We start from the raw sequence: 25,113 nt of genomic DNA on the forward strand, positions 1-25,113 counted from the left end.
TGTATTTTCGAGCGGCTTTGGTTCTAGGCCCTCGGTTCTCCACCCGGCGCATAAGCCGTGGTCTGCTCGAACTTGAACTTGTGGCCGCAGCGGCACCGGATCACATGCTTGCGCGGATTGCTTGAGGCAAATTCGGTTTCAAAGCCCCCGGGCAGGGCATCGATTTCAAATCCCCGCGTCTTGCGGCTGGGGGTGTCATCCTCCGAAACCTCGGCAAAGCCTGTATTCCCGCAATGGGAACATTCCAATTTCCGTGAATATCGATCTCGGGCAGCCATCTTCATTCCTTTGACAAGAGGCGCGTCATACCAAAATGGCGGCGGGATGGAAGGGCTGATTATGGCCCTCCGAGATTAGCTGCTTCATCTTAGCTGCGTTCTTCCCAGACCTTCGCCAGCTCGACGATCGTTTTCACCGCCTTTTCCATGTCCTGGCTGCTTACCCATTCGAGCGGCGAGTGAAACGCATGGCCGCCGGCAAAGATGTTGGGGCAGGGCAGGCCCATGAAGGACAGGCGCGAGCCATCCGTGCCGCCGCGAATGCTGCCGCGCACCGGCTGCATGCCCGCCCGCCTTATCGCCTCGACGGCGTTGTCGACGATTTCCGGATGCCGGTCGAGGACCACCTTCATGTTGCGATATTGCTGTGTGACCTTGAGCGTATAGGAGGAGCCGGGATAATCCGGCATGACGTCTCTGACGATCGCCTCGATCATGGCTTCCTTGCTGGCCAGGCCTTCGTCGTTGAAGTCGCGGACGATCAGGCTGATCGTCGCTTTGTCCATCGCGCCGGTGACGCCGGTCGGGTGGACGAAGCCGTCCTTGCCATCCGTGGTTTCTGGCGCCACGTGCTTGGGCAGGCGGTCGATGATGGCGCCGGCGATCTTGATGGCGTTTTCCATTCTGCCCTTGGCAAAGCCCGGATGGATGGCAACGCCCTGGATGGTGATATCGACACCATCGGCTGAAAATGTCTCATCCTCGATATGCCCTGCGGTTTCACCGTCCATCGTGTAGGCGAATTGCGCGCCAAGCTTCTGCAGATCAACCTTGTCCACCCCGCGGCCGATTTCCTCGTCCACGGTGAAGAGGATCTTGATGGTTCCGTGCCGGATATCCGGATTGCCGACCAGGATTTGCGCTGCCGTCATGATTTCGGCAATGCCGGCCTTGTCGTCGGCGCCAAGCAATGTCGTGCCATCGGTGGTGATCAGATCGTTGCCGATCTGGTCGCGCAGAGCCGGATGCTCGGAAACACGGATGACCTGCTGCGGATCGCCGGACAGCTGGATATCGCCGCCGGCATAGGCGCGGATCATCTGCGGCTTGACATGGGTGCCGGTGAAATCCGGCGCGGTGTCCATATGCGAGCAGAAGCAGATGACCGGCACCGGCTTGTCCACGTTCGACGGGATGGTCGCGTAGATATAGCCGTGTTCGTCAAGATGCGCGTCCGCAATCCCGATCGCCAGCAGTTCTTTGACCAGCAGGCGGCCGAGGTTCTTCTGCTTTTCGGTGGAGGGCTGGCTTGCCGATTTGGCATCCGACTGGGTGTCGATCACGACATAGCGCAGGAAACGGTCGGTAACGGTATCGGTCATGGCTCACTCCATTCCATAAGCGTCGGGTGGTCTTCTCTAGAGCGCTTCCGTTTAAAGATGAAGTGCTCTAGCTTCCACCGGCTGCGGCGTGAAGGCATTTCCAGGAAAAACATGCTTCAAAAAGCCGTGTCTGATCCTGTCGAAAACCTGCGACATTCCCTGAAACACGTGGCATAAGGGCGCCGCAACATTCTTGGGCGCCGCACACATGATCCGTATCGAAAATATCAGCAAGCAGCTGAGCCACCGCATTCTCTTCATCGAGGCGTCCGCCGCCCTCAACAAGGGCGAGAAAATCGGCCTTGTCGGACCCAACGGTGCCGGCAAGACCACTGTCTTCCGGATGATCACCGGCGAAGAGCAGCCCGACGAGGGGCAGGTGGCCGTCGAGAAGGGCGTGACCATCGGCTATTTCAACCAGGATGTCGGCGAAATGGAAGGCCGCAGCGCCGTCGCCGAGGTGATGGACGGTGCCGGTCCGGTCAGCATCGTTGCCGCCGAATTGCGTGAGCTGGAAACGGCCATGGTCGATCCCGACCGGCTGGACGAGATGGATGCGATCATCGAGCGCTACGGCGAGGTGCAGGCGCGCTACGAGGAGTTGGACGGCTATGCGCTCGACGGCCGGGCGCGCGAAGTGCTGTCGGGCCTGAGCTTCACGCAGGAGATGATGGACGGCGATGTCGGCAAGCTGTCGGGTGGCTGGAAGATGCGCGTGGCGCTTGCCCGCATCCTGTTGATGCGCCCCGACGTCATGCTGCTTGATGAGCCGAGCAACCATCTGGATCTGGAAAGCCTGATCTGGCTGGAGGAATTCCTCAAGAATTACGAGGGCGCACTTTTGATGACCTCGCATGACCGCGAGTTCATGAACCGCATCGTCACCAAGCTGATCGAGATCGACGGTGGCGGGCTGACCACCTATTCCGGCGACTATGAATTCTACGAGCAGCAGCGGGCGTTGAACGAGAAGCACCAGCTTGCCCAGTTCGAGCGGCAGCAGGCGATGCTGGCCAAGGAAATCAAGTTCATCGAGCGCTTCAAGGCGCGCGCCTCGCATGCGGCGCAGGTGCAGAGCCGGGTGAAGAAGCTCGACAAGATCGAACGGGTCGAGCCGCCCAAGCGCCGCCAGGTCGTCGCGTTCGAATTCCAGCCCGCGCCGCGCTCCGGCGAAGACGTTATCAATCTGAAGAATGTCCACAAGAGCTATGGCAGCCGCAGCATCTATGAGGGGCTGGATTTCATGGTCCGCCGCAAGGAACGCTGGTGCATCATGGGCATCAACGGTGCCGGAAAATCCACGCTGCTGAAACTGGTGACCGGATCGACGGAACCGGACAAGGGAACCGTGGCGCTGGGCGCCAGCGTCAAGATGGGCTATTTCGCCCAGCACGCCATGGATCTGCTCGATGGCGAGCGCACAGTGTTCGAGACGCTGGAGCACGAATTCCCCCGTGCGGGCCAAGGTCCGCTGAGGGCGCTTGCCGGCTGCTTCGGCTTTTCCGGTGACGATGTGGAAAAACGCTGCCGTGTTCTGTCGGGCGGCGAAAAGGCGCGGCTGGTCATGGCGATCATGCTGTTCGACCCGCCCAATCTGTTGGTGCTCGACGAGCCCACCAACCATCTGGACCTCGACACCAAGGAAATGCTCATCCAGGCACTCTCCGAATATGAGGGTACCATGCTGTTCGTGTCCCACGACCGGCATTTCCTCGGTGCCCTGTCCAACCGGGTTCTGGAACTGACCCCGGACGGCATCCACGAATATGGCGGCGGCTACACGGAATATGTGGCGCGCACTGGCCATGAAGCCCCAGGCCTTCGGAGCTGATCGGCTCCAGCCTCATGTCGGGGATGTGTCAGTCCCTTTCGAGAAGAAAGAACGTCGTCGGGCCGGACGGCGCGTCGTTGGAAAGACGGAAGCCGGCAGGAGATATGACCTGACCGGCCACCTTTGACGCGACGCCGTTCAGCGTGACTGGCGTCAGCAGCCATTCTCCCTTTGAAAGCTGCAGCGACAGATCGACGAAACCCTTGCGGATCAGGACCGGAAGACGGCCGAAATCGGCGATCACTTTTTCCTCATTGTCGCTGAACTGCATGCCGGTATTGCGCGCGTCGGTGGCATAGATGATGAGAAGCCTGCGGCTTTGCGCAATGCTTTCGGCGCCGTCGATGACGGAGACCGACAGCAGTCCATTGCCATCCGATGCCTCGACGCGGACGCTGCCCAGATTGACCGGCTCCCGCAGCGTCGAAAAGGCCACCGCTTCGGTCTTCGGCGTGGAGACGCGCAACTGGCCGCGCAGGCGGTCGAGCAGCAGTTCGCCCGTATCGCTCTCATAGAGGCCGGTCTTCAGGTCTGTCTGATTATCTTTTGCCAGGAGCCCGGCCGCCTTGGCAGCATCCAGGATGGCTTGCGGATCGGCTGACGATCGCGGCTGGGCGACGACCAGGCTACCGTTGGCCGCTTTTGCCATGCCGATCGCACCGACAAGGCCAAGTTCGGTCAGCCGCTCGGGTTCGCGTGCCTGCATATCGTCAGTGAGGTCTTCCGGGCCGCGCACAAGAAAAGGGACCGTCAGTTTCGAGGTGGCCACATCGCCGCGGCGGAAGAGAAGTGCTGCCAGCGTTTCGCCGGCGCGCGCGACGGGATCGAGCGCGATGGCATACGGTAGCATCGCCTTCTTGTGGGGATAGGGCTCGCCATATTTCAGGATGATCGGGCCATGTGCGTGGCGGCATAGTACGTCCCAGCCTTGCTGGGCTGCATAGGCCGGCATCACCAGTCCTGCCTCGTAGCGATAGCGGTTCCAGAAGAGATGGTCGTATTCGCTGACGACGAACGGCTTGCCGAGCCAGCGGGCAGCGGCGATCAGGCGCATATAGCCGGCGCCGTCATCGATCGAGCTTTTCTGTGTCATGGTCGCGCCGGGGGAATAGCTGCCGACCCAATCCTGGTAGGTGTTCATCGTGACGACGCCGAGATCCTTGCGGCTCAGCGTCGTCTGGATCGTCGGCCAATTGTTGAACGTGCTGATCCCGCCCTTGTAGCCGAGGGCGCGCAGGGCGCCGGTCATGCGGGCGGCGCTGCCGGTTTCGACAGAGACGAAAAAGGCCTGCAGGTCCCTGAGGCGCGGCGTATCCTCGTAGCGTGATTGGGGCAGTGCGATGGACGCATCTTCCAGCCGCTCGCTCGAATTCAGGTCCGGCCACGCTTTTGCCAATGCTTCGGTCGAGCCATAGCGCTGTTGCAGCCAGGTGTTGAAGGGGAGCTTCAAGCGCTCGTCGTAATTCGGCTTGCCCTCACGTTCGCGCACGATGCTGTCGAACTCGATATTGTTCTCGTTGACGAGGATAACCAGCGCCAGCGCCTCGTCGTTGATGGGGGCTATGCCGGTATAGGGGTTGACGGCGGTCAGAAAACGGCGCTGGAATTCCAGCCAGTGATCGAAGGCTTTCCCGTCGAAATACAGGGCGAGCTTGAGATCGCTTGAGGGATCCCAGCGGTCGTCATAGTTGCCGCCATAGGCACCACGCCAGGATGTCAAACCATCGATGATCCAGGAGATGCCGTTGCGCTTCAGCGCGGCGAGCAGATAGTGGATACGGTCGAGAACCTGCGGGTCAAAATCGAAATCTCCATCCCGCCCGGACATCAGCGAGGCGTCGAGGAAGGTCAGCCGGGCGATATTATAACCGTGGCGTGCCAGTTGCAGCGCGTAGCGGTCGGCATCGGCGTGATCCGGGAAGCCGCCGGAGGCCGGGCTCCATGCGAGAGAGGCGCATAGCAGGCGTGCCGGTTTCTCCAGCGCATCGGTGAAAGCAAGACGGCCGCCCTGCGTGACCGCCAAGTATTGACCCGCGCCGGTTGTGCCGTCCTTCCCGATGGCCCGGTTGGGCAGGATTGCGGAGAAATCGAGCGGGCTGCCGGGGTCAATTTCCAGCGATACCTCGCGCACCGGCAGCCATTCGCCGTCAGCGGCGCGGGCGCAAGGTGCCGAAACCGCGCTCAACAGGAGCGCCGTGGCGATTGAGGAAAGCAGTCTCTTCATGCCGGCTGGCCCTTTCCGGCGATCGCTTTGCGATCCCGTTTCATCACTCTTCAGGGCCGCGATGCGCCGTGCAGGATGTAGGATTTGGTGAGGCCAGCGGCCTTTTCCCGGATCAGCTGAGCCTCCGGCGCATAGGAGCGGAATTCCTTCAGCGTCAGGATCTGGATCTCCTCGAAATACTCCTTGATATGCTCTTCAGAAGGCTTGGACAGGAAGCGCCAGGGCGACAGCCTGACGGCGTGGCGCGCCAAGGGGCGGGGCAGCCAATGGAGAGCAGGGCAGAAGAAATGCGGCTCGATGGGGAAGACGAAGGCCGGCGTCTGGATGAAGTAATAGTTCGAGACGCGGTTGATCTCGCGCACGAGATTGGCCCGTTTGGCCGGCGGCACATGTTCGATTACCGAGTTGCACACGGCCACGTCGAACGACTTGTCCTTAAAGGGAAGGCGGTCGCCGTCATAGACGATAACCTTCACATGGCCGTACGAGCCGGTGAACGAGCGCGCCTGACCGTCGTCGCGGATATTGACCAGCGTCAGGTCCTTGGGCACGTCGGCGGGATCGAGCTTTTCCCAGAAATGGCGCGAGCCGCCGACGTCGCAGACCTTGAGCGACGTGAAGCCGGGGATCGTCTGGCGGAACAGGCCGCCGCGCTTACGGCGAAAATATTCCGACGAAGAATGGACGATCCGGTCCCAGAACGAAACGTTCTTCTCTACACTGTCATCGATCATGAAGGGAACTTTCTCAAGGGTTTGTGGACCGGTTGCGCCGTCAGGCGGCCGTTCTCGCCGGTTTATGGAGGATGCGGCTTTCAATCGGTGCTTCAGGCGGGCGCCGGCGCCGCAGGAAGCCCAAGGGCAGTGCGCAGGCGTGGAAGAACCAGGTGACGACGGTATAGAAACCCATGGCTAGCCCGCCTTTGCGCCAGCTCATCAGCGCAATGATGCCGGCAAGAAGGGCAAGGACCAGTCCGAGAGCCAACCCTTTGTCAGGCAGGAACAGCAGCATTGCTGCAGACAGCGCCCACCAGGCATAGACCGCGCTCCATAACTTCAGTTCGGGCAGTTCGCGCAAAAGCTGGGGGAAGTAGGGCTTGCCAAGCGATGCGCGCAAGAGTTCGCCGACACCCTGGAGATACCTGTTCTTCCAGCGGCGCACGAGCAGCCGGTAGGAGTTCAGCGTGTGGCCGAAATGCTGGACGTAGCGCCGGTTGAGCCGGTGCAGCCGCCAGCCGGCGCTGCGCAGCCGGATGCCGAGATCGAATTCCTCATGGCCATGCAGATTGCGGTCCGAGAGATAGCCGGTCTTCTCGATGGCGCTGCGCCTATACAGGCCGCCGCCATTCATCCGGTCGATATCGCCGGTGCGGCTTTCCGGGCCCTTGCGCTGGACGCGGCGGGCATATTCGAGATTGGCGGTCAGCATTTCCTCGACATGTCCGGTAACGCCGCCAACCTGCGGGTTATCGGCGAGAAACCGCAGCGCTTCCGGCAGGAATTCCGGATCGAGGATCATGTCGCCGTCCAGCAGGCAGATATGATCGAAGCGCGAATACTGGAAGCCGAGCTGTGGCCCGATTCCGCAGCTCGGCTGCGCCGGCGGGGCAATCTGCACGACCGTGACGGGATAGCCGGATGCGATGGCGGCGGTACGATCGCTGGAGCCGCTATCGGCAATGATGACTTCGCCTAGACCACGCGGCAGGGCAGCGAGCGCGCTTTCGATGGTCGCGGCAATGCGCTTTTCCTCGTTCAAGGTCTTGATGATGATGGATACACCCAACAGGACCTCCTGGTTCGAACGAAGCATTGGCGGCGTGGCGCTGGATGTGGCGGGGGCTCCCGCCCCGATCATGCCGCCGGATATCTTGAAATTCGGTTGACCGGGCCAGCGGGACCGGCGGTTTTCGGAGTGAGGCAGCACTGAGCGGTAGACCGCTGCCGTTCGTTCGCCGATCTTTTTCCAGCTGTAATCCGTCTGGATCTGGTTCGTCAGGCCGTCCGTTCCATCCTCGTCAAAGGGACTGGACAATTTGCGTCCGAGCGCGGCGGCCAGCGCATCGACATCGCCCATGGCAAAGTAGTCGGCGGGGGCGAGATTGAGTTCGCGATTGGCAGCGATATCGCTGGCAAGAACGGGCAGGCCATAGCTCAAGGCTTCCAAGAGCGCGATCGGCATGCCCTCATGGCTTGAGGGAAGCACGAACAGGGCCGCGTTGCTGTAGAGTTCGGCAAGGGCCGCGCCTGTCTGAAACCCGGTCATGACCACCGAAGGGGTTCGTGCCGCCAGAGCTTTCACATGGGCCGAATATTCAGTCTCGTGATCCGCGCCACCGACGATCACCAGTTTTTCGGGCCGGTTGGCCTTGGCAAAAGCGTGGATCAGATCGTGCTGTCGCTTTTCGGGAACGAGGCGGGCCATCATGACGATGTAGCGGCGCGGCGTCAGGCCGAACGTCTTCAGAGTGTCGGTGGAGGCGATCCTCGGTTGCACGGAGACGCCGTTCGGCACGAAATCGACGGCGACACCATATTCCCTGCGCATGGCGCGAACGATTTCCTGAGAGATCGCAATGCGCCCGTTGGACGTGTACATGCCGAATGCCTCGCCCATCTTGAGCATTCGCTTGGCGAACCAGCCCCATTTCTGGCGCTCATAGTCGTAGCCATGGTGGGTGATGATCACCTTCAGACCGAAGAGGCGGGCGAGCGGCGCAACCAAAGCCGGGCCGACAGCATGGATATGGAGGATATCGGGTCTTTGCCGCGCGGCATAGAAAACGGCGGCGACGCTGTTGCCGATGGCCTCCAGCACCATCTTCTTCGGCGCCCACAGTGGAATGATGCGAATGCCGTTCCACATGGTTTGCGAAGCGCTTGGAAGATAGTGGCGGCGGCCGATGACATCGACGTCCCAGCCCATCTGGACAAGCTCGGTGCCGATCATCTCGATATGTTTCTCAACGCCGCCCTGGACATTGGGAATGCCGCGGCTGCCGAGCATCATGACGCGGGGACGGGGTGCCGCTTGCGCAGCCGCCTCTGTGGTTTCGAACAGAGATGTCTCGCTCAGCGGCGGAACGGGGACGACCGTGATGCGCTCTGCTGGTGCGCCGCCTGCGATTTTCAGAGGCACATCGGCAGTTGCATTCTCAACCTCGCCCCGCATCCCGGCGCCTGTATCGTTCAGGGTGCCGTCGGCGGCCGTTGGATCGGGCTGCTGATATGCCGTTCTGGAAGCGTGCGGCTCGTTGCTCATGGTTCCATATCCCTGGTTCCTTGGGGATATGGTTAGCTGCGAACGGATGAAATCCAGGAAATATAACCGTTAAAATTGTAGCGATCGGCTGAAATTTGGGGTTGTTATGCGAAAAACTGTATCAATTTGAGTGTGTGGCCAGGCGTTGCGGTTCTGGAAGGTGTACACCGAGGGTGGCATAGAGTTCCGTTGTGCGCCGGAGATAGGCGGAAGCGGAAAATTCGGCGGCAATCCATTGGCGTGCCTTGCGGCCCATCTCGCGCCGTTCCTGCGGCGAGCGCGCATTCATCGCCGACAGCGCTGCGGCCAGATCCTGCACATTTCCAGGCAAAGCCATCAGGCCGGTTTCGCCTTCAAGGATCATTTCGGGAATTCCACCAATCTTGGCGCCGATAACCGGCGTTTCGAGTGCATAGGCTTCAAGCACGCTGATCGGAGCATTCTCGTACCATTCCGACGGCAGCACCAGGGCCTTCGCCTGCCCGATCAACCGGTGGAGCGCTTCCCCGGACAGGTATCCGGCAAAGACAACATCCGCTCCAAGCGTTTCCGCCAGCGCTTTCAGGGCTGCTTCCTCCGGCCCCGTTCCGGCAATCACCAGCCTTTGCCTCGCCTGTGCGGCGGCGCGGATCAGCGTGTCGATGCCTTTTTCCGGTGCGAGACGCCCGGCGAAAGCGAAGTAGTCGCCTTCCGTCCAGTTGGTTTCAAAAGCCTCGGTATCGACGAAATTGGGAATGTAGACCATCTTTTCCCTCGGCCAGCCCCATTCGTTCAGCTTGTCGATATAGAACCGGCTGGGGACGACGAGGCGGTCGAGATTGTTGCGGTACAATCCAAGGCTGCGATGCAATGCGGTTTCGGCCAGAACCACGGTGCTGAGCACGGTCGATCCCTTGATGCAGCGATGCACCAGCACATTGTGGATGCGGCCGCCCTTGCAGTCCTCGCAGACTTTGGCATCCCGCAGCATCTTGTAGGAGGGACAGGCGAGCTTGAGGTCATGAACGGTCATGACTGTCGGTATGCCGGCCGATTTCAACGTCGAGAAGATTGCCGGCGACAGGTGATGGTAGACGTTATGCGCGTGGGCAATGGCCGGATTGACCCGCTCGATCAGCCGCTTGATATTGCGCTGCGCCTCGAAGGAATAGATGATTTTTGCGGCCTGCTTGATCTTGTTCAGCGTGCCCGTGTCGTGGCCGTACTCGATTTCGGACACGAAATAGTCTGACCATGGGCTCGGCGGGTTCAACTCATGCTGCATGGCGAAGGGAACGACGTCCCATCCTGCCTTTTCAAACATGGCGATATGATCGAGAAACACCGCCTCGGCGCCGCCGCGGCGGTAGAAGTAATTGTTGATTTTCAGCAATGCCGGTTTGCTGGTTGCCGGGTTGACGTTGGTCAAGCCTTTGCCTCCTTCCAGCCGAAGCGGTCCAGGGCCTGGTGGACCGGGAGAACGTCGCAGTGGCGTTCGCGGGCGTATGAGATAAGCCGCTCCAGCGTTTCCGGCCGGCAGCCGTAGGGTGTCGGGGTGGCGGCGATGTCGTGGGTGAAGAAGATCAGCCAGCCCGGATTGGCTGCGACATCGTCGATCCACTGTGTCAGCCCCAGCGCATGGTCCTCCGGCTGACGGATTTCGACGGCTTTCAGCATGAAGGGATCGACGTCTCCGCGGTTGATCGCTTCGCCTGCCGCGCGGCATGTCCTGTAACGCTGTTTCAAAACGTGCCGGAGCCGGGGCGATGCGGCATTATAAGGGAAGGCGAAATTGGTGGCAGGGCTGGCAATACCGGCATCGCTTAGAAAACGCTCGTTGCGGTCAAGATCTGTGGCAAATGACCGGCTGCTCAGCGTGCTGATCTTGCGATGGGAAAAGGTATGGCAGCCGATTTCGTGGCCGCGAGCATGGAGCTCAAGACAGCCCTTGGCCGAAATCAGGCGGCGGTCTGGCTCTATGCGCCCTTCCAGTCCGCCGGCGATATAGAAGGTCCCGCGCGCGTCATATCGTTCCAGAATGGCGGCACCGTTGGTGAGGGCGGTATCGGGAACGTCGTCGAAGGTGAAGGAGATGACCGGCCGGTTGGTGGGGATGGGCCGTCGAGTCCTCGCAAATTTCCAGATCAGCCGGTTGTTCAACCGGTCGGTGATATTGGTAATGGTGCTGACAATATCAGGCATGGGCCGCCGGCCTTTCTGCCAGCCGTTCCCCGGTCAGCGTCGCCGACGATTGGAAGCGCAGGCCATACAGGCAATAGAGGAACGTGAACCAAAGCAGATTGCCGCCCTCGAAGAACAGGCTTTCGAGGCCGGCGTTGAAAATGACGTAGAGCCAGACCCGGATGAAAAGCCGGGTCAGATCGGAATGTTCGATGGCTGCAGGCAAGCGCGATATGTCGCGCAGCGGCAAGAAGAGCACCCAGACCAGGGTCATGAGCAGGCCGGGAATGCCGGCCATCAGCGCGATGTCGAGGTAGGAATTATGCCCATTGGCTGCCGCCACCGCCCAGGTTTCGACGGCACCGCCGCTATAGACCAGTTCCTGTGTCTGCCAGAATGCCTTGATGCCGTAGCCGGTGACCGGGTTTTCTGACAATGCCGTAAAGGCAAAGCGCCAGATGTCGGCGCGGTTGGTGAACGTGGCGTCGATCCCCAGCGAGCTGATGAAATCGCCAAGCGGCTTGATGACCGCCGAGCCGACGGCAAACAGATTGAACAGCGCGACGCCGCCAACCGCAATGGGTATGCGCAGAAACCGGAAGTGCTCGAACATGAAGGCAAGGATCAGGATGCCGGGCAGCATGGCGCTGGAGGTCTTGCCGCCCGTGTGCAGGAGGAAAACGACCGACAGCACGACGATGGCGATCCCCGCCAGCCGCGACCAGGCATTCATGACGAACAGTCCGAAGAAGCAGGCGAGCACCATGGCGGCGGCGGCGCTGTTCTTGTGCGGGAAATGCCCGCGCCACATGCCGGCATTCATCGGTTCGCGCAGCTCCGAAAGCTGGTGGATCGACAGTTCCGGTTTGAAGACGACGCCGTAATAGGCGGTTGCCAGCGTGATCAGCGTGCCGATCGCCAGCATCTTGGCAAATTGCTTCTCCGATGACGGCATCAACAGATAGATGCTGGCATTGATGGTCGCCATGACGGTCAGGACGACAGCCTTGATGCCAAGCATCGGATGGTTGGATATCAGCGATACGAACAGGAACCAGCCGAACATCGGCAAGAGCAGGGCACGCGGCTGCAGGATCGTGGCGCGCAGCGGGTGGAAAAGGCCGTAGCAGAGCGTACCGGCAAACAGGCTGAGCGAGACGATCTGGTTGAGCCGGTTGGAATTGCCGGCGGACGGGTCGAGGATGTTTTCGCCGGTGAGATCGACGAATGGCGTCATGGAGATCCAGAAGAACAGGAAGATCGCCAGGAACAGCACCGGACCGGCGCCGATACCGGAAGTTCCGATGCCGGCAGTGCCCGGGACTGCGTGAGTGTCCGGCGACGCGGTCTTCATCTCAGCCCGTGCGCGGCTGGTGCTGGCGAAACGCCCGCAGAATGCCGAACAGCAGCGCAAGACCGATGCCGATGGCGATACCGGCAAAGGCGCCGGCAGCCAGCAGGATCAGCGTTCTTGGCGGCCAGCTGCGCGATTGCGGCGGCATTGCGCGGGAAATCACCCGGATGTTGGAGGTGTTGATCTGCTGCTGCTCGGTGATCTGCTGAGCACGGGTCAGATGCGTTTCGTAGAGCGCAGCCTTGGCGCGCGCGTCGCGTTCCAGATCGCGCAGTTCCACCTGGGAATCGTTGTCCATGTAGACGGTCGTCTGCTGTTCGCTCGCCTTGCCCTGCAGCGCTGCCAGCGCCGATTTCGCCTGATTCATGTCGCCGAACGCCGTGTCGGCGATCCGCCGGGCTTCGTTGTCGATCGAGGCCTTCAGGGTCGACAGGTCGGAGTTGGCTGCCGTGATCCGGGGATGCCTTGTGCCATAGGTCAGCTTCAGGGAATTAAGCTGTAACAGTGCCTGATCGTAGTCCTGCCGCAGCGCCGTCATGGCCGGTGAGGCAAAGACGGAGGCCGTGCTGGTCCGGCCCGTGGAGATAGCGTCCTGCATCTGCTTGTAGCGGGTTTCCAGCTCGATAAAGCGTTGCTGCGCCGTCAGGACCTGGGTGTTCAACTCGGCAACCAGTTGGGTGCTGACCAGTTCGCCATTGGCGGATTGCAGCCCGTTCCTGCGCTTGAACTCCTCCACCTTGGCTTCCGCGCTGGTGACGTTGCGGCGAAGCTCTTCCAGGCGATCGTTCAGCGTCGTTGCGACCCTGCCGGCACTTTGCGCGGCAGATTCGAAGATTTCCTTTTCAAAGGCATCGACCATCGCGTCGGATACCGCCACCGATTTCTCCGGGCTGTCAGTATAAACGCCGAGCGACACGACGAAGGAGCGTTCCTCCCGGCGGGCTTCGACACGCTCAGCCAGTGCGCGGATTGCGCTCAACATCTTGGCCTGCTCGGTCTCGTCCTTGCTGGCGCTCGAAAACAGCTGCTTGATGCCGTCGAACAGGCCCGGCTTCACGAATTCCTCGTCCTGCGTCAGGTTCATGCTGGCGATGACGCGGGTCAGGACATTGCGGGATGTCAGGACACGCAGCTTGCTTTCGACCTCAAGCAGCTGGGAATCGCGCAGCGGGCTGTTGCCGAACACGTCGTCGTTGACGACCTGAAGATTGGCGGGATCGATGACGAGGTCCGTATAGACGGTATAACGCGGCTGCGCGGCCATCGCATAGATCAGGGCGGCGGCCATGCAGAGTACCGTTGCCCCGACGATCCAGAGCAGGCCATCCTTCAACCATTGAAAGACATCATCGGGGCCGATGGCGCGAAGGGCCGCGACATATCCCATGATCTGCCCTTTGACGGGCGTAGGTGGCGTGTTGATCTGTTCGGAAATCGCTGCCTGCTGCTGGTTTGGCGAAAAGGGAGTGCGGCTTGTCTCAGCAGTTTGGGATGGGTGGTGGGCGGGGCGGAAATCGTCATCGTCGTCGGAGACCAGATCGAGCAGGGAACCGGGGCGCGGGCGAGCGCGCGCAGCCGTTTCCGGGCGCTTGGTCGCTTGCCGCAGTTCCGGCTCCTTCGGCGTATACATCCGTTCTGTCTCCGCAGCGTGCTTCAAGCCCGTACAGACTATCGCCGTGTTCTGGGTGAACATCATGAATAGCCGCTTATGGTAAACCGGACGTTAAAATGGCGGATGCGAGTGCGCGCATATCGGGTATCCCCAGCGGTCCAGAATCCGTCTGCTTAAAGATGAAGCACTCTAGAAATCGTGAAGCAGCCGGCTCCAGCTTTCCGAAGCAAGGCCGCCGGCATAGAAAGCATCGCCGGTGGCGGCTTCCTTCAGGTCGGCATGACGCGTCACCAGGCAGAAATAGCCGGTATGGCGGTGGACCAGATGGCGCTGGCGCAGCACTGCCTGTGTCAGAACCGGCTGGGCCATGCCCTGCGCGCTTGCATATCCAAGGTTGTCCAGGTCGGCAAAAAGCTGCGCGATGACGGCAGCCTCCTGTCGCTCATGGCAAAAGACATTCATCACCATCGCATTGCGGCCATCGGCACCGAAATAGAGGTAGCAGCCGATCTCTTTTCCCTGCGCATCCAAGACGCTGCGGCATTGCAGTTCGCCGAGCGATGCGTTCAGTTTTGCCGCCGATATCAGCCAGTCGAATTCGGGCTTGGAAAACACCGGATGCACGGAAAAGCGCTGCATCATTATTTGCGCCTGTTCCACGAATTGCGAAGGCGAGAGTGGTGCGCTGGTGATGCCGTCATGGGCAACTGCGGCGAAGGAGCGTTTCGACCGGCGCACGAAACGGTCCGCAAGGCGCGCAAGTCCGTGCAACGGCAGTCGGGCCAGCGGCTTGATCTTGCGGCAGGCCCGGTGAAGCGCTGCGGCAGCCGGGCGGAACGTGCGATGCCATTCGAGGCTCTGGACGGGCAGGACCAATCCCCCCGCAGCGACCCAATGGTCGGCGCTGACAGGCGATGCATTGTCGGAAAAGCAGAAATCCTGGCGTGCGGCGCGCATCATGCGGGCAAGACGTGCGGCACCCGCCGCACCGGATTTTCCCTCCGCCATGAAGGCGCAGAGAATCTTCGCGGTGACCGTGCGTCCGTGAACATTGAATTCCACCGGCATGGCCAGAATGGCGCTGTCGATCGCCGACGTTTCGTTGAGGTGGACGATGCTGCCGGCATCCGGCGTGTAAAAAGGGCTGCTGAAGAAAACCGTTTCGAGATAGCCCGCCAATTGGCTGTCCGTCGCCCGGTTGTTCTTGCGGAAGGTCCGGGTGAAGAGATCGGCAATCGCGGGAAGGTCGGATCGCTCCATCGCGCGGACCGTGCCTGCATGCGGCCTCGCGCGTTCCTCTACGGCGGGCGGGCCGGAAAGTTCGACGGGCTTTCTCAGTGCGCTTTCTGCAGCGGGGGTCATAATCCACTCTTCAAATCCGGCTCTTTCAGCCAGTGTATTTACAGTATGCGGGTCAGTATTTTCCAAGCAACCTGACGCGGCCTCATGCAAGGGTGGCACCGTCAGCATCTTTTGCCTCATCCTTCTTTGCGTATCGAAAGAAGACCGCCCAGGCGACGGCCACCATTGCAATCTCGATAATGTAGAACGACACGACTGTGCCCATCGGCGGGGCGTACCATGTTGCCCAGGCGGCCAAGGCCGCGCCCAGAATGCTGCCAAGGCCCATGACGCTGGCGCGCGCCGCGTGGTATCCGGCGGCCCCCAGCGCTTCGACCGCAATCGACCACATGCCGAGCGGCACGACGACCCAGCAGAGGCTGCGCACGAAGGAAACAAGCGTCAGATATTCGTGGCCGAACAGATAGGGCAGCAGCGGTGCCAGGAGAAATACGGTTGTTGCCGCTGCCAGGCTGATGCCGGTGGCGGCAAACAGCACCTTGCGGATACGGTCCATCGCCTTGTGCAGGCCATTGGCCGCCGCCCGCGCCGAACCCGGATACATCAGCCGGTTCAAGGCCTCGACGGAGAGATAGCTGCTTTCGAGAATACGGCGGGCGACGCTGTAGCTTGCGACGATTTCGGCTGTGGTCACGAGGCTCAGCGTCAGGAGGTCGGCATTCTGGCGAATGGCGCGCAAAATGAAGGGAATGCTGAAATACATGCCGAGCGGAAGTTCTTCCCGGACGATCCGGTATTCGGGACGGCCGAGCTTAGCCAGGGCCCTGATGCAAAAAGCAGCGACCAGCACATGGCAGGCAAATTGCCAAAGCGCCCATTCGGCGACCGTCGAAACACCAAAGGCAAGGCACGCAAGTGCCGCAGCGACCGTGCGCGCAATCGCAAAGCCGACCACGGTCATATTGGCCGAGACGAAATTGGAATGGCCGATGAAGATCTGCTCGGTCAGGACAATCATACGCACGAAAATGATATTGGTGACCAGCATCACCGCCATATCGAGGAGGTTCAGGGACGGATCGGGCGAAAGCGCGAAGAAGAACGGCAATATAGCCACGCCGAGCAGAACCAGCGCCACGCCGCTGATGGTTGTCAGGATGATATTGTGGCCGAGCATGACCGGATACATCGAGGGATCGCGTGCGACGCGCCTGACCAGGCACTCCATGCCGCCCAATCCGCAAAGATGGACGGCAATGTTGCAGACGGCGGTGACGGCGACGAAGACGCTGAACTCATTGACGCCGAGCGAGCGGGCGAGAATGGCGAAGGTGAGCAACTGGGCAGCCGAACTCAAGATGAGGCTGCCGCCGGAAGCCATGTAAGACATGACCATCGACATCAGCGTTCGCTGCTTGGGCGCATGGAAAGCGTCCGTTGTCACCGCCGGTTTCTCCTCTTGCGGGCGTGCCTGTTTCACTTGATGACCCCGGCAACAATACTTTCATTCGCTGCAAAGGTCGTTAATTCAGCTGTGAAACACGGCGTTTGACGCCACAGAATTCATATTGAGGTTAACGGTTGGCATTAACAGACGGATTTCAGTTTATGTTTACTTCACTACGCTATTGATTGCAGAAGGTTTTGACGGTTGCAGGTTGGAGTTGCTGTTGTGATGGACAAGGCAGATGTTGAGGACCGGACGGGAGCGGCGCTGCATCGTTTCATGGGCGTTGACCTGGAACTGGCTCCCGGCGTGCTCGTACCCAGGGAAGAAACCGAGCTTCTGGGCCGTACAGCGCTCCGCTTGATCGAGGGACTGCCCGATTATCCGGCCGAAGATCTGCGTGTCATCGACATGTGCTGCGGCTCTGGCAACCTGGCGCTGGCCATCGCGACGCATGTTCCCAAGGCACGGCTCCTCGCCTGCGATCTGACGGACGAGACCGTAAACCTTGCAAAGCGCAACGCAGAGCGCTGCGGGTTTTCCGATCGTATCACGGTCATCCAGGGCGACCTCTTCGGTGGCCTTGCCGGGCGTGATCTCGAGGGCAAGATCGATCTGATCGTCTGCAATCCGCCCTATATCTCCACCCAGCGTCTCGAAGGCGACAGCGCCCATCTTCTCGACAACGAGCCACGCGAAGCCTTCGATGGCGGACCCTATGGTATCTCCATCCATCAGCGTCTCGTGCGCGATGCGCTGGCGTTCCTGAAACCGGGCGGCTGGCTGGCCTTCGAATTCGGCGAGGGTCAGCACCGCCAGGCCGCAGCGCTTCTTGCCCGGGCACGCGGATACGAGCCTGCGGCCTTTGCCGAGGACGCGGCTGGCCTTCCGCGTGCCGCCTATGTTCAAAAACGCGCCGATGTTTAACCGATCTCAATCGGGACTGCTCGAAGAGCCCGTTGCCGGAAGCTAGAAAGCCGATGAGTGAAATTCGCGCGTTGCAAAGCTCCGATATCCCGGCCCTTGCCGGGATGTTTCAACGCGTCTTCCGCGATAGCAAAATGCAGCCAAGCAAGGCGCTTTCGGACTATCTGCAAACTTTCTATCTCGATGCACCCGGCCAGGACATCGGTATTCACTCGCTTGTTCATCTCGATGACAGCGGCGAGATGACAGGCTTCGTCGGTGCAACGGGATTGCCTGTGACATTCGATGGCCGGCCGCTGCGCGCCGCCATTTGCGGCTCGCTGATGGTGGAGGGGCGGGAGGCCGATCCGCTGGCCGGTGCGCGCTTGCTTAAGGCATTTCTTGCCGGGCCCCAGGATATCTCGTTCAGCGAGACGGCCAGCGAAGTCTCGGCTTCGATGTGGATGAAGCTGCGCGGGCTGGCCTTGCCGCAATACAGTCTCGACTGGCTGCGCATCATCCGGCCGGCCGGTTTTTTCACCGAGCTTGGATCGAGCCGCATCGGCGCTGCGCGGCTTTTGCGGCCGCTGGCCCGCAAGACCGACGATATCCTGCGCCGCCGCATGGGGGCTGATGACCTGCGGTGGTCCGGCATTCCGGCGTCGTGGAACGGGCAGGGGAGCTTCAAAACACGCGGTGTGTCCATCGAGGCGTTTGCTGCGCTGTTTGTCCGGCTGACAGCGCGCTACCGGCTCCGGCCTGATTTTCCGGAAGCGCAGCTCGCCTATATCCTGCAGGATGCCAGGCAGGCGCGGACGGAAGGCGAGGCGGTGTTCTGCCAGGTGGAGGCGCGCACCGGTGCCGTCATCGGGGCATTCGTCTATCACGGCGATGCAGGGCGCATCGGCCGGGTTCTGCAGATCCTGTCCATCCCCGGGCAGGAACGCCAGGTCATCGATTGCCTGATCGCGCATGCCGCAGAGCGAGGCCTGGTCGCGCTGCGCGGCCGCACGCAGCCGGCATTGCTTGAGGCCATGCTCGGCCGGCGCATCGCCTTCACCCATATCGCTTCAAGCGTCATTCATACCAAGGATCCGCAGATCCTGCAGGCCTTCCAGAATGGCGAAGGGTTTTTCAACGGGCTGGCCGGTGAACATTGGAGCCGGCTTGCGGCGGGCGATATCGGCTGATACCCGCCCGCTGCCGTGTTCGCACGATCATCTGTTATTTCGGCGCGATCTCACTGACCGGTTCGACGAGTTGCGGCGCCAGGTGCAGGTAGCGGGTTGCCTTGCGCTTGGCTGCGATGTCGGCCCAGACGCGTGACATCTGATCGGCCGTGAGGCCGGCTGCAGCCGCAACGCGATCAGCGGGGAGATTGTTGTTGAGGCCGTAGAGGCAGAGATCCATCCGGTCGTAGGGCAGGGAGAAGTAGAATTCCTCCTGCGTCTGCTGCAGCGAATAGGTGTCGGTCGTCGGCGGGCGTTTGCAGATCTCGTCGGGCACGCCGAGATAGGCTGCAAGCTGATAGACCTGGGTCTTGTAGAGATGGGCAATCGGTTTGACGTCGGCTGCGCCGTCGCCGTTCTTGACGAAGAAGCCCTGGTCATATTCCAGCCGGTTCGGCGTACCGATGACGGCAAAGTTCAGCCGGTCCGCATGGAAATATTCGAGCTGCTTGCGGGTGCGCTGCTTCATGTTGGTTGCCGCAACAATGCCGAGATAGACCGACGGGGTCATGCGCAGCTTGGTCTGCTTGCCATCCGGATCCTGCACGACAAGATAGGAAATATTGTAGCCGTCGCCTTCCAATGCGTTGGAAATGACGATCTTGGAGGCCCAGGCGCCGGTATAGTCTGGAACCAGTTCGCGGATGAAGGAATCGCGGCGATCGTAGCAGCCCATGGCCTGCAGCGACGGACCGATATCCTCGACAACGCTGTCAATGCCGAAGGTTTCGGCGATGGTGCGGCCAAGCCGAAGGCTTTCCGGATCGGAATCGTTTTCCGGCATGAACAGGGCGTAGACGTTCTTTGCGCCAACTGCGCGGGCGGCAAGCGCTGCGCAGACGCTGCTGTCGATGCCGCCGGAAAGGCCGAGAACAAGGCCCCGTTTGCGTAAAGGACCGCGCAGCTGCTCGCGCAGCGCTGCGACAATCTTGTCGGTTTCCTTTGCCGGGTCGATTGAAAGCGTTGCCTTCGAGAACGCGGCGGATGTATCGGCATTGTGCATGTTCATTCGGCAGCCTCCAATGTTTCAGCAGCGAGCCTGCGGCTGACCTTGCCGGTATCCGTCTTCGGCAGCTCATCACGAAACTCGATGACACGCGGGACCATGAAGTCTTCCAGATGGGCGGCGCAATGCTTGATGATGTCGCGCTCGCTCAGAGCGGGATCGGAAAGAACGACCATGGCAACGATGGCCTGGCCAAGCACCGGATCGGGCAGGCCGATCACGACGGCCTCGGCAATGCCGGGATGGGCATGCAGCACCGTTTCCACTTCCTTGGGCGCAACCTTCTCGCCTCGGGTCTTGATGATGTCGTCCTTGCGGCCGACGAAATAGAGGAAGCCCTCGTCATCGCTGCGGAAGAGGTCGCCGGTATAGAGCACCTTTTCCCACGGATTGGGGCCGGGGCGCAGCATCTTTGCGGTCGCCTCGTCGTTGCGCCAGTAGCCCTGCATGACATGCGGGCCACGGATCACCAGCTCGCCGGATATGCCGGGCGCCACACGCTCGCCGTTGTCATCGACCACGAAGGCTTCGGTATTGGGAATGGCGATGCCGACCGAGCCGGGGCGGCGATCGAGTTCGGCCGGCGGCAGGTAGGTGCAGCGCTTGCACTCCGTCAGGCCATACATCGAATAGACCGTTGCGCGCGGAAACAATTCGCGCAGGCGGGCGATATGGGCAGGCGGCAGAGCGGCTGCCGTATTGGTGATGTAGCGCAGGCTCGGCAGGAAATCCGGCTCGAGGTCGCGCATTTGCAGGATCATCGCCGCCATGGTCGGCACCAGCGGGAAGCCGGTGACGTTTTCTTCGCGGATGCGGTCGAAGATCGCCTGCGGAAAGGCGAAGGAGGCTTCGAGCACGATGGTTGCGCCAAGCTTGACCGCCATCAGCAGCTGGTAGAGGCCATAATCGAAGGCCAGCGGCAGCACGTTCAGGATGATGTCGTCAGCCGTGTTTTCCAGATAGGTGGTGATCGAAGTTGCAGCCGCCTCGACGTTCCGGTGCGTCATCATCACGCCCTTGGGGCGCCCGGTCGAGCCTGACGTATAGATCAACAGCGCCAGATCGACATCGATACCATGGTGTTGCACGCCGGTTCCGGTTGCTGCCAGGCACGTTTCGAAATCGGCTATGCCGTCACCGGGACCTGCACCTCTGAATTTCGTCGCGGCGACGAACAGTGGCCGTGGCTCGATCCTGCGTGCTTCCGATAGGACAGGCAGCAGCTTGCCTTGTGTCAGAATGCCGGCCGCCTCGCAATTTCCGATCATATAGGCAAGCTTGTCGGCCTTGGTCGAGGGATTGACCGGCACGGCGGTCGCCCCGGCTTTCAGGATCGCAAAGAGCGAGACCGCCGCTTCCCAGCAATTGTTCATGAAGACGAGGACGCGGTCGCCGCGCACAATGCCGCCGGCGGCCAGCGACGATGCCAAACTTGCGGCTGCCGCATCGAACTGCGCATAGGTGAAGCGCTTGTCGCCCGCCACCAGGGCGGTCTTTGCGCCGTGGACGTGGGCACTGGCTTGCAGGAATTCCTCGACGCGCATCGTCTGTCTCCCGTCGCCTCGTATCAGGCCGACTTCTTGTTGAGGGCGTTTTCTCCGGCATGTCTGGCAACGAAGGCCGTGATGCGTGCCACCGAATCCAGATTGGCGGGCACGATATCCGCATCGGCCATGACGAAGGCGAACTGGTCTTCGATGAAGGCGACCAGTTCGAGAACGCCGGTGGAGTCGATGACTTCGTTTTCAATCAGCGACGCGTCGTCCTGCAGGTCATAGGCGGTGTCGCCAAACAGGAAGTTCTCGATGATGAAGGCCTTGATGCTGTCTTTGATGGGCTGGGTCATAGGTTTTTCCTCAGATGAAGCTCAAGCCGCCTGGGTGCTGAGCGTCTTGGTGGCTGAAAACGTGTTTTGCCAGAGCTGGGTTGATAGGATGCCGACGAAGGCGGCATTGTCGCGATAGCCGGACGCCGGCTTGTCGCTGCATTTTTCATAAAGCTTGGAAACGGCCTTCGGATTGAAAAGGCCGGTTTCGGCAATGCTGCGCTCGCTGAAGGCGTCGCGGACATAATCGCGGTCATTTTTGCCGACGAAGGACTGGCTGTCGGGCGCGCGGTAGGGCTGCTTGGTGCGGCGGCCGATCGTGTCCGGAAGGAGGTCCTTCGTCGCCTCGCGCAGAATGTGTTTTTCAACCAGCCCCTTGAGTTTCATTCCAGGCGGCAGGCGGGTGGCGAACTCAACGAGGCGATGGTCGAGGAATGGGAAACGGCCTTCGACGCCATGCGCCATGGCCATCCGGTCGCCCTGGCTCGACAGGATATAGCCCGGCAGCAGGAAACGGCTTTCCAGATATTGCGCCTGATGCAGCGGATGCCAGCGGGAAAAGTCCTGCGGAAGCCGCGACACGAGTTCTGCCGCCGCGTCGTAGCCCGAAAGTGTCTGGCGCAGGTCTGCGGAGAAGAACAGCTTGGCGGCAGCGGTGCCGCGCAGGCGTGGCCGGTGCGAGAAGAGCGGATCGTCCATCGGGTCGTCACCGGCGCCGAAGAAGGCGGCGAGATATTCGGCCGATTGCTGCTTCAGGCCGGGCAAATAGGCATAGAGCTTGCGAAACAGGTGCGGCCTGATCCGCGAACCGGGCTGGCGGGCGCAGAAACGGCGCACCCGGGCCTCCTTGAAGATATCATAGCCGGCAAAAACCTCGTCGGCGCCTTCCCCGGTCAGGACCACTTTCAGCCCCTTTTCGCGAACAAGACCGGACAGTTGATAGAGCGGCGCCGGTGCCGTGCGCAGGATCGGGCGTTCGGTGAAGCGGATCACGTCCGGAAAAGCGCTGGCAATGTCGCCTTCGCCGCAGGCAACCGCGTAATGATGTGTGCCGAGCGCGGTCGCCATCTGTTCTTGGAACATGCTCTCGTCATGTTCGGCGCTGCCGAAGGTGACTGAAAATGTCGAGAGGCCGCCGGGTGCCATGGGGGCTGCCAGCGCCGAGACGATCGAGGAATCAAGGCCGCCGGACAGATAGGAGCCAACGGGAACATCGGCTCGCATCCGGATGCGTGTCGCATCGGTCAAAAGATCGCGCAATTCTTCGGCGGCGTCGCGCTCGTCTTTATAGGCGGCGGGCTCGCCAATATCCGGATATTGCAGCTGCCAATAGGGTCTGATCGACATGCCGCTTTTGCCGGCGATCAAAAGATGCGCGGGCTCGAGCTCGAAAATGTCGCGGAACGCGGTGCGCGGTGCGATCGGCGCCCAGAGCGTGAAGATCTGATCCAGCGCCAGCGGATCCATCTCGGCCCGCACACCCGGCACTTCAAGCAGCGCTTTCACTTCCGAGGCGAAATAGAGGGTCTGTCCAACTGTCGTATAGAACAGCGGCCGCACGCCCATCCGGTCGCGGGCAATCACCATTCTTTCTCTGGACGCATCCCAGATCGCAAAGGCAAAATCACCATTGAACAGGGACAGGCAATCCAGCCCCATGCGCTCATAAAGGTGCAGGATAACTTCTGTGTCGCTGCCGGTGCGGAACACATGACCCTGCGCCTTCAGCGTTTCGCGCAACTCGACATAGTTGAAGATTTCGCCATTGAAGGCGATGGTGAGATCGCCGCTGGAATGGGTCATCGGCTGCTGGCCATCGCCCAGGCCGACGATCGACAGGCGGGCATGGCCAAGTCCGGCGGAAGGGGCGGTGAAGATGCCCTGCTCGTCCGGCCCCCGGTGCGCAATCGCAGCAACCATGCGCTGCAGCAGCGGCTGCGCATCATGGGGCGCGACGCCATCTCCGAAGTATCCGCCAAATCCGCACATGCAGCAAAATCCCTGACTTGCTCTTGGAGATTGCATAATGCCTGAAAAGTACCCGCTATGTGTTAATCTGGACCAGAATTCAGAAGCAAATTCCGATATTTGATCTCACAGTTAAGATATCTTTAAGAATAAATTCCGCCTTTTATTAAAGATTTAATCAATGGAAAGCTGGTGTTTTTTCCTATTCGGATACGGTTGGAGCTTCGAACTTATGCCCGTTCCAGGCGATATGGTTCGACGGATGTCTGACGCCGCTTTCCAATGTTTTGCAATCTTGGGTGGATTTTTGCGAATCTCAGGAGGACCTTGGGCAGACGCTTCCTCGCGCCGGCATGCTTAACCAATCCTGAAGATGGTGCCGGCCGGTGCGGCCGCTCAATCGCGAGGTGGGTTTGTGCGTATCGCCGCTGTGGGATCGACAAGTACGAATTCGGGCTTGGACGCGCCGGCCATGACCTTCAGGATGAAAACCAGTGTCAGCAGTGGCCAGACGAGGCAGAAGATCAGGCCGGCGATGCGGTGGGCCGACCATTGGCCGCCCGCCCTCTCGCCCTCGATATAGGTGGGGATGAGATAGACGAGGGTGACAGCACCGTAGGCAAGCGCCGCAATCTGCAGATTCGTCACAATCGCGCTCCCCCATTTATCTTCGCACACTGTTCTGTCCTGCAATTTGCGCTGAAGCCGCAGAGAAGTCACGGCTATAAGTGGTAAAATTAACGATTTCTTAACTTAAGGTAAATTTGCATTGCCTCCAGCGGTGGGCGTTTGATCCTGGGATGTAGGCAATTCGGAGGTTTAGCGCCTGTGAGGCGGCGCGTGGCGCTGAAGAGTGCCGAATAGGATTTTTCCGGAGGAAATGACGATGGTGGCAAGGGCAGACCATCAGCTAGAAACCAGGAAGACGTCGTTTTTCGCACCCGCTCCTGTGCCGCTGGTTGCAAAACATCTGCTGTTGCGGGCGGATCAAAATGATGAAACCTAGAATCAATTAATGGTTGTATTTTCAATGTAGGTTGACCCAGTCGTCAGATTGCGTTGGCCGATACTGTGCGGCCTTTCAGTAAAAGGCATCCGGTTTTTCCGATGCGCCCATGTGAAAATATCAATATAATCAAATTGATATGCCGCCGTTGAACCCAGAAATTTAGCATTGATCGCACTGATATTTAGAATTATATATGATCAAAAATTGCGCCAATTCTTAATCATTATTTTAGGTATTATACCAATAGTTGCATTGTGCATTCGAACTTTTGAATGTTCGAGCATGATGCTGGATGCACAAGCCGGGAAGACCGGCATGGCCTTTTTCCAAAAAACCTGACCGGCTCGCCCACGTCCTTTCGGATGAGCGGCGCTCGCCA

General features: G+C 60.4%; 19 protein-coding genes and 1 pseudogene. 3 read left to right on the forward strand and 17 right to left on the reverse strand.

Translation table 11 applies throughout. The annotated features are described in order from the left end of the window. Positions 1-23: 23 nt before the first annotated feature. Complete coding sequence (locus tag PYR65_RS03920; protein ID WP_060639554.1) at positions 24-278, reverse strand: hypothetical protein; 255 nt, start codon at positions 276-278, stop codon at positions 24-26. 89 nt (positions 279-367) lie between these two features. Then, positions 368-1,600 (reverse strand): peptidase T, encoded by a 1,233-nt coding sequence (gene pepT / locus PYR65_RS03925; protein WP_276119975.1) that lies wholly within the window; start codon positions 1,598-1,600, stop codon positions 368-370. A gap of 208 nt (positions 1,601-1,808) precedes the next feature. On the opposite strand from pepT, the gene PYR65_RS03930 reads away from it, so the two are divergent. Then, positions 1,809-3,431 carry an ABC-F family ATP-binding cassette domain-containing protein gene (locus PYR65_RS03930; protein ID WP_060639182.1) on the forward strand — a complete coding sequence of 541 codons (1,623 nt, stop codon included), beginning with the start codon at positions 1,809-1,811 and terminating at the stop codon, positions 3,429-3,431. Positions 3,432-3,459: 28 nt separating this feature from the next. Here the strand turns inward: PYR65_RS03930 and PYR65_RS03935 are convergent, their stop codons facing one another. From PYR65_RS03935 to PYR65_RS03980, 10 genes and pseudogenes are all read right to left on the reverse strand, one after another. Further along, positions 3,460-5,655 (reverse strand): glycoside hydrolase, encoded by a 2,196-nt coding sequence (locus PYR65_RS03935; RefSeq protein WP_276119976.1) that lies wholly within the window; start codon positions 5,653-5,655, stop codon positions 3,460-3,462. 50 nt (positions 5,656-5,705) lie between these two features. Beyond that, the gene (locus PYR65_RS03940) at positions 5,706-6,389 is read right to left on the reverse strand and encodes a class I SAM-dependent methyltransferase (RefSeq protein ID WP_276119977.1); all 684 of its coding nucleotides are present in this window, start codon (positions 6,387-6,389) and stop codon (positions 5,706-5,708) included. Positions 6,390-6,429: 40 nt separating this feature from the next. Continuing rightward, a complete protein-coding gene (locus PYR65_RS03945; protein WP_276120957.1) occupies positions 6,430-7,440 on the reverse strand; it encodes a glycosyltransferase family 2 protein in 1,011 nt (336 codons plus the stop codon). A gap of 138 nt (positions 7,441-7,578) precedes the next feature. After that, positions 7,579-8,661, reverse strand: a pseudogene (locus PYR65_RS03950) (glycosyltransferase family 4 protein); the annotation flags it as partial. A gap of 376 nt (positions 8,662-9,037) precedes the next feature. Next, complete coding sequence (locus PYR65_RS03955) at positions 9,038-10,324, reverse strand: glycosyltransferase family 4 protein (RefSeq protein ID WP_276119978.1); 1,287 nt, start codon at positions 10,322-10,324, stop codon at positions 9,038-9,040. Continuing rightward, the gene (locus PYR65_RS03960; RefSeq protein ID WP_276119979.1) at positions 10,321-11,097 is read right to left on the reverse strand and encodes a polysaccharide deacetylase family protein; all 777 of its coding nucleotides are present in this window, start codon (positions 11,095-11,097) and stop codon (positions 10,321-10,323) included. Before PYR65_RS03960 ends, PYR65_RS03955 begins: the two co-directional genes overlap by 4 nt. Next, positions 11,090-12,313 (reverse strand): O-antigen ligase family protein, encoded by a 1,224-nt coding sequence (locus PYR65_RS03965; RefSeq protein WP_407951306.1) that lies wholly within the window; start codon positions 12,311-12,313, stop codon positions 11,090-11,092. The genes PYR65_RS03960 and PYR65_RS03965 overlap by 8 nt, the downstream gene beginning before the upstream one ends. A 118-nt stretch (positions 12,314-12,431) precedes the next feature. Beyond that, a complete protein-coding gene (locus PYR65_RS03970; RefSeq protein ID WP_276119981.1) occupies positions 12,432-14,060 on the reverse strand; it encodes a GumC family protein in 1,629 nt (542 codons plus the stop codon). Positions 14,061-14,231: 171 nt separating this feature from the next. Next, positions 14,232-15,404 carry a GNAT family N-acetyltransferase gene (locus tag PYR65_RS03975; protein WP_276119982.1) on the reverse strand — a complete coding sequence of 391 codons (1,173 nt, stop codon included), beginning with the start codon at positions 15,402-15,404 and terminating at the stop codon, positions 14,232-14,234. 82 nt (positions 15,405-15,486) lie between these two features. Then, positions 15,487-16,740, reverse strand: a complete 1,254-nt coding sequence (locus tag PYR65_RS03980; protein ID WP_276120958.1) for a lipopolysaccharide biosynthesis protein — start codon at positions 16,738-16,740, stop codon at positions 15,487-15,489. Positions 16,741-17,019: 279 nt separating this feature from the next. On the opposite strand from PYR65_RS03980, the gene PYR65_RS03985 reads away from it, so the two are divergent. Continuing rightward, positions 17,020-17,718: a N5-glutamine methyltransferase family protein gene (locus tag PYR65_RS03985; RefSeq protein WP_276119983.1), complete on the forward strand. Its 699-nt coding sequence runs from the start codon at positions 17,020-17,022 to the stop codon at positions 17,716-17,718. A gap of 53 nt (positions 17,719-17,771) precedes the next feature. After that, positions 17,772-18,887 (forward strand): hypothetical protein, encoded by a 1,116-nt coding sequence (locus tag PYR65_RS03990; RefSeq protein ID WP_276119984.1) that lies wholly within the window; start codon positions 17,772-17,774, stop codon positions 18,885-18,887. Between the two features lie 34 nt (positions 18,888-18,921). Here the strand turns inward: PYR65_RS03990 and nadE are convergent, their stop codons facing one another. The 5 genes from nadE to PYR65_RS04015 all read right to left on the reverse strand — a co-directional run bounded on the left by nadE (position 18,922) and on the right by PYR65_RS04015 (position 24,373). Beyond that, entirely contained in the window at positions 18,922-19,935 is a 1,014-nt protein-coding gene (nadE, locus tag PYR65_RS03995; RefSeq protein ID WP_276119985.1) for an NAD(+) synthase, read from the reverse strand. Beyond that, complete coding sequence (locus PYR65_RS04000) at positions 19,932-21,476, reverse strand: class I adenylate-forming enzyme family protein (protein ID WP_276119986.1); 1,545 nt, start codon at positions 21,474-21,476, stop codon at positions 19,932-19,934. Before PYR65_RS04000 ends, nadE begins: the two co-directional genes overlap by 4 nt. Positions 21,477-21,499: 23 nt before the next feature. Then, positions 21,500-21,778: an acyl carrier protein gene (locus PYR65_RS04005; protein WP_276119987.1), complete on the reverse strand. Its 279-nt coding sequence runs from the start codon at positions 21,776-21,778 to the stop codon at positions 21,500-21,502. A 21-nt stretch (positions 21,779-21,799) separates the two neighbouring features. Then, positions 21,800-23,746, reverse strand: a complete 1,947-nt coding sequence (gene asnB / locus PYR65_RS04010) for an asparagine synthase (glutamine-hydrolyzing) (RefSeq protein WP_276119988.1) — start codon at positions 23,744-23,746, stop codon at positions 21,800-21,802. A 375-nt stretch (positions 23,747-24,121) separates the two neighbouring features. Then, complete coding sequence (locus PYR65_RS04015; protein WP_276119989.1) at positions 24,122-24,373, reverse strand: hypothetical protein; 252 nt, start codon at positions 24,371-24,373, stop codon at positions 24,122-24,124. Between the last annotated feature and the right edge of the window lie 740 nt (positions 24,374-25,113).

It is taken from the genome of Pararhizobium qamdonense, assembly GCF_029277445.1.
GTDB lineage: Bacteria > Pseudomonadota > Alphaproteobacteria > Rhizobiales > Rhizobiaceae > Pararhizobium > Pararhizobium qamdonense.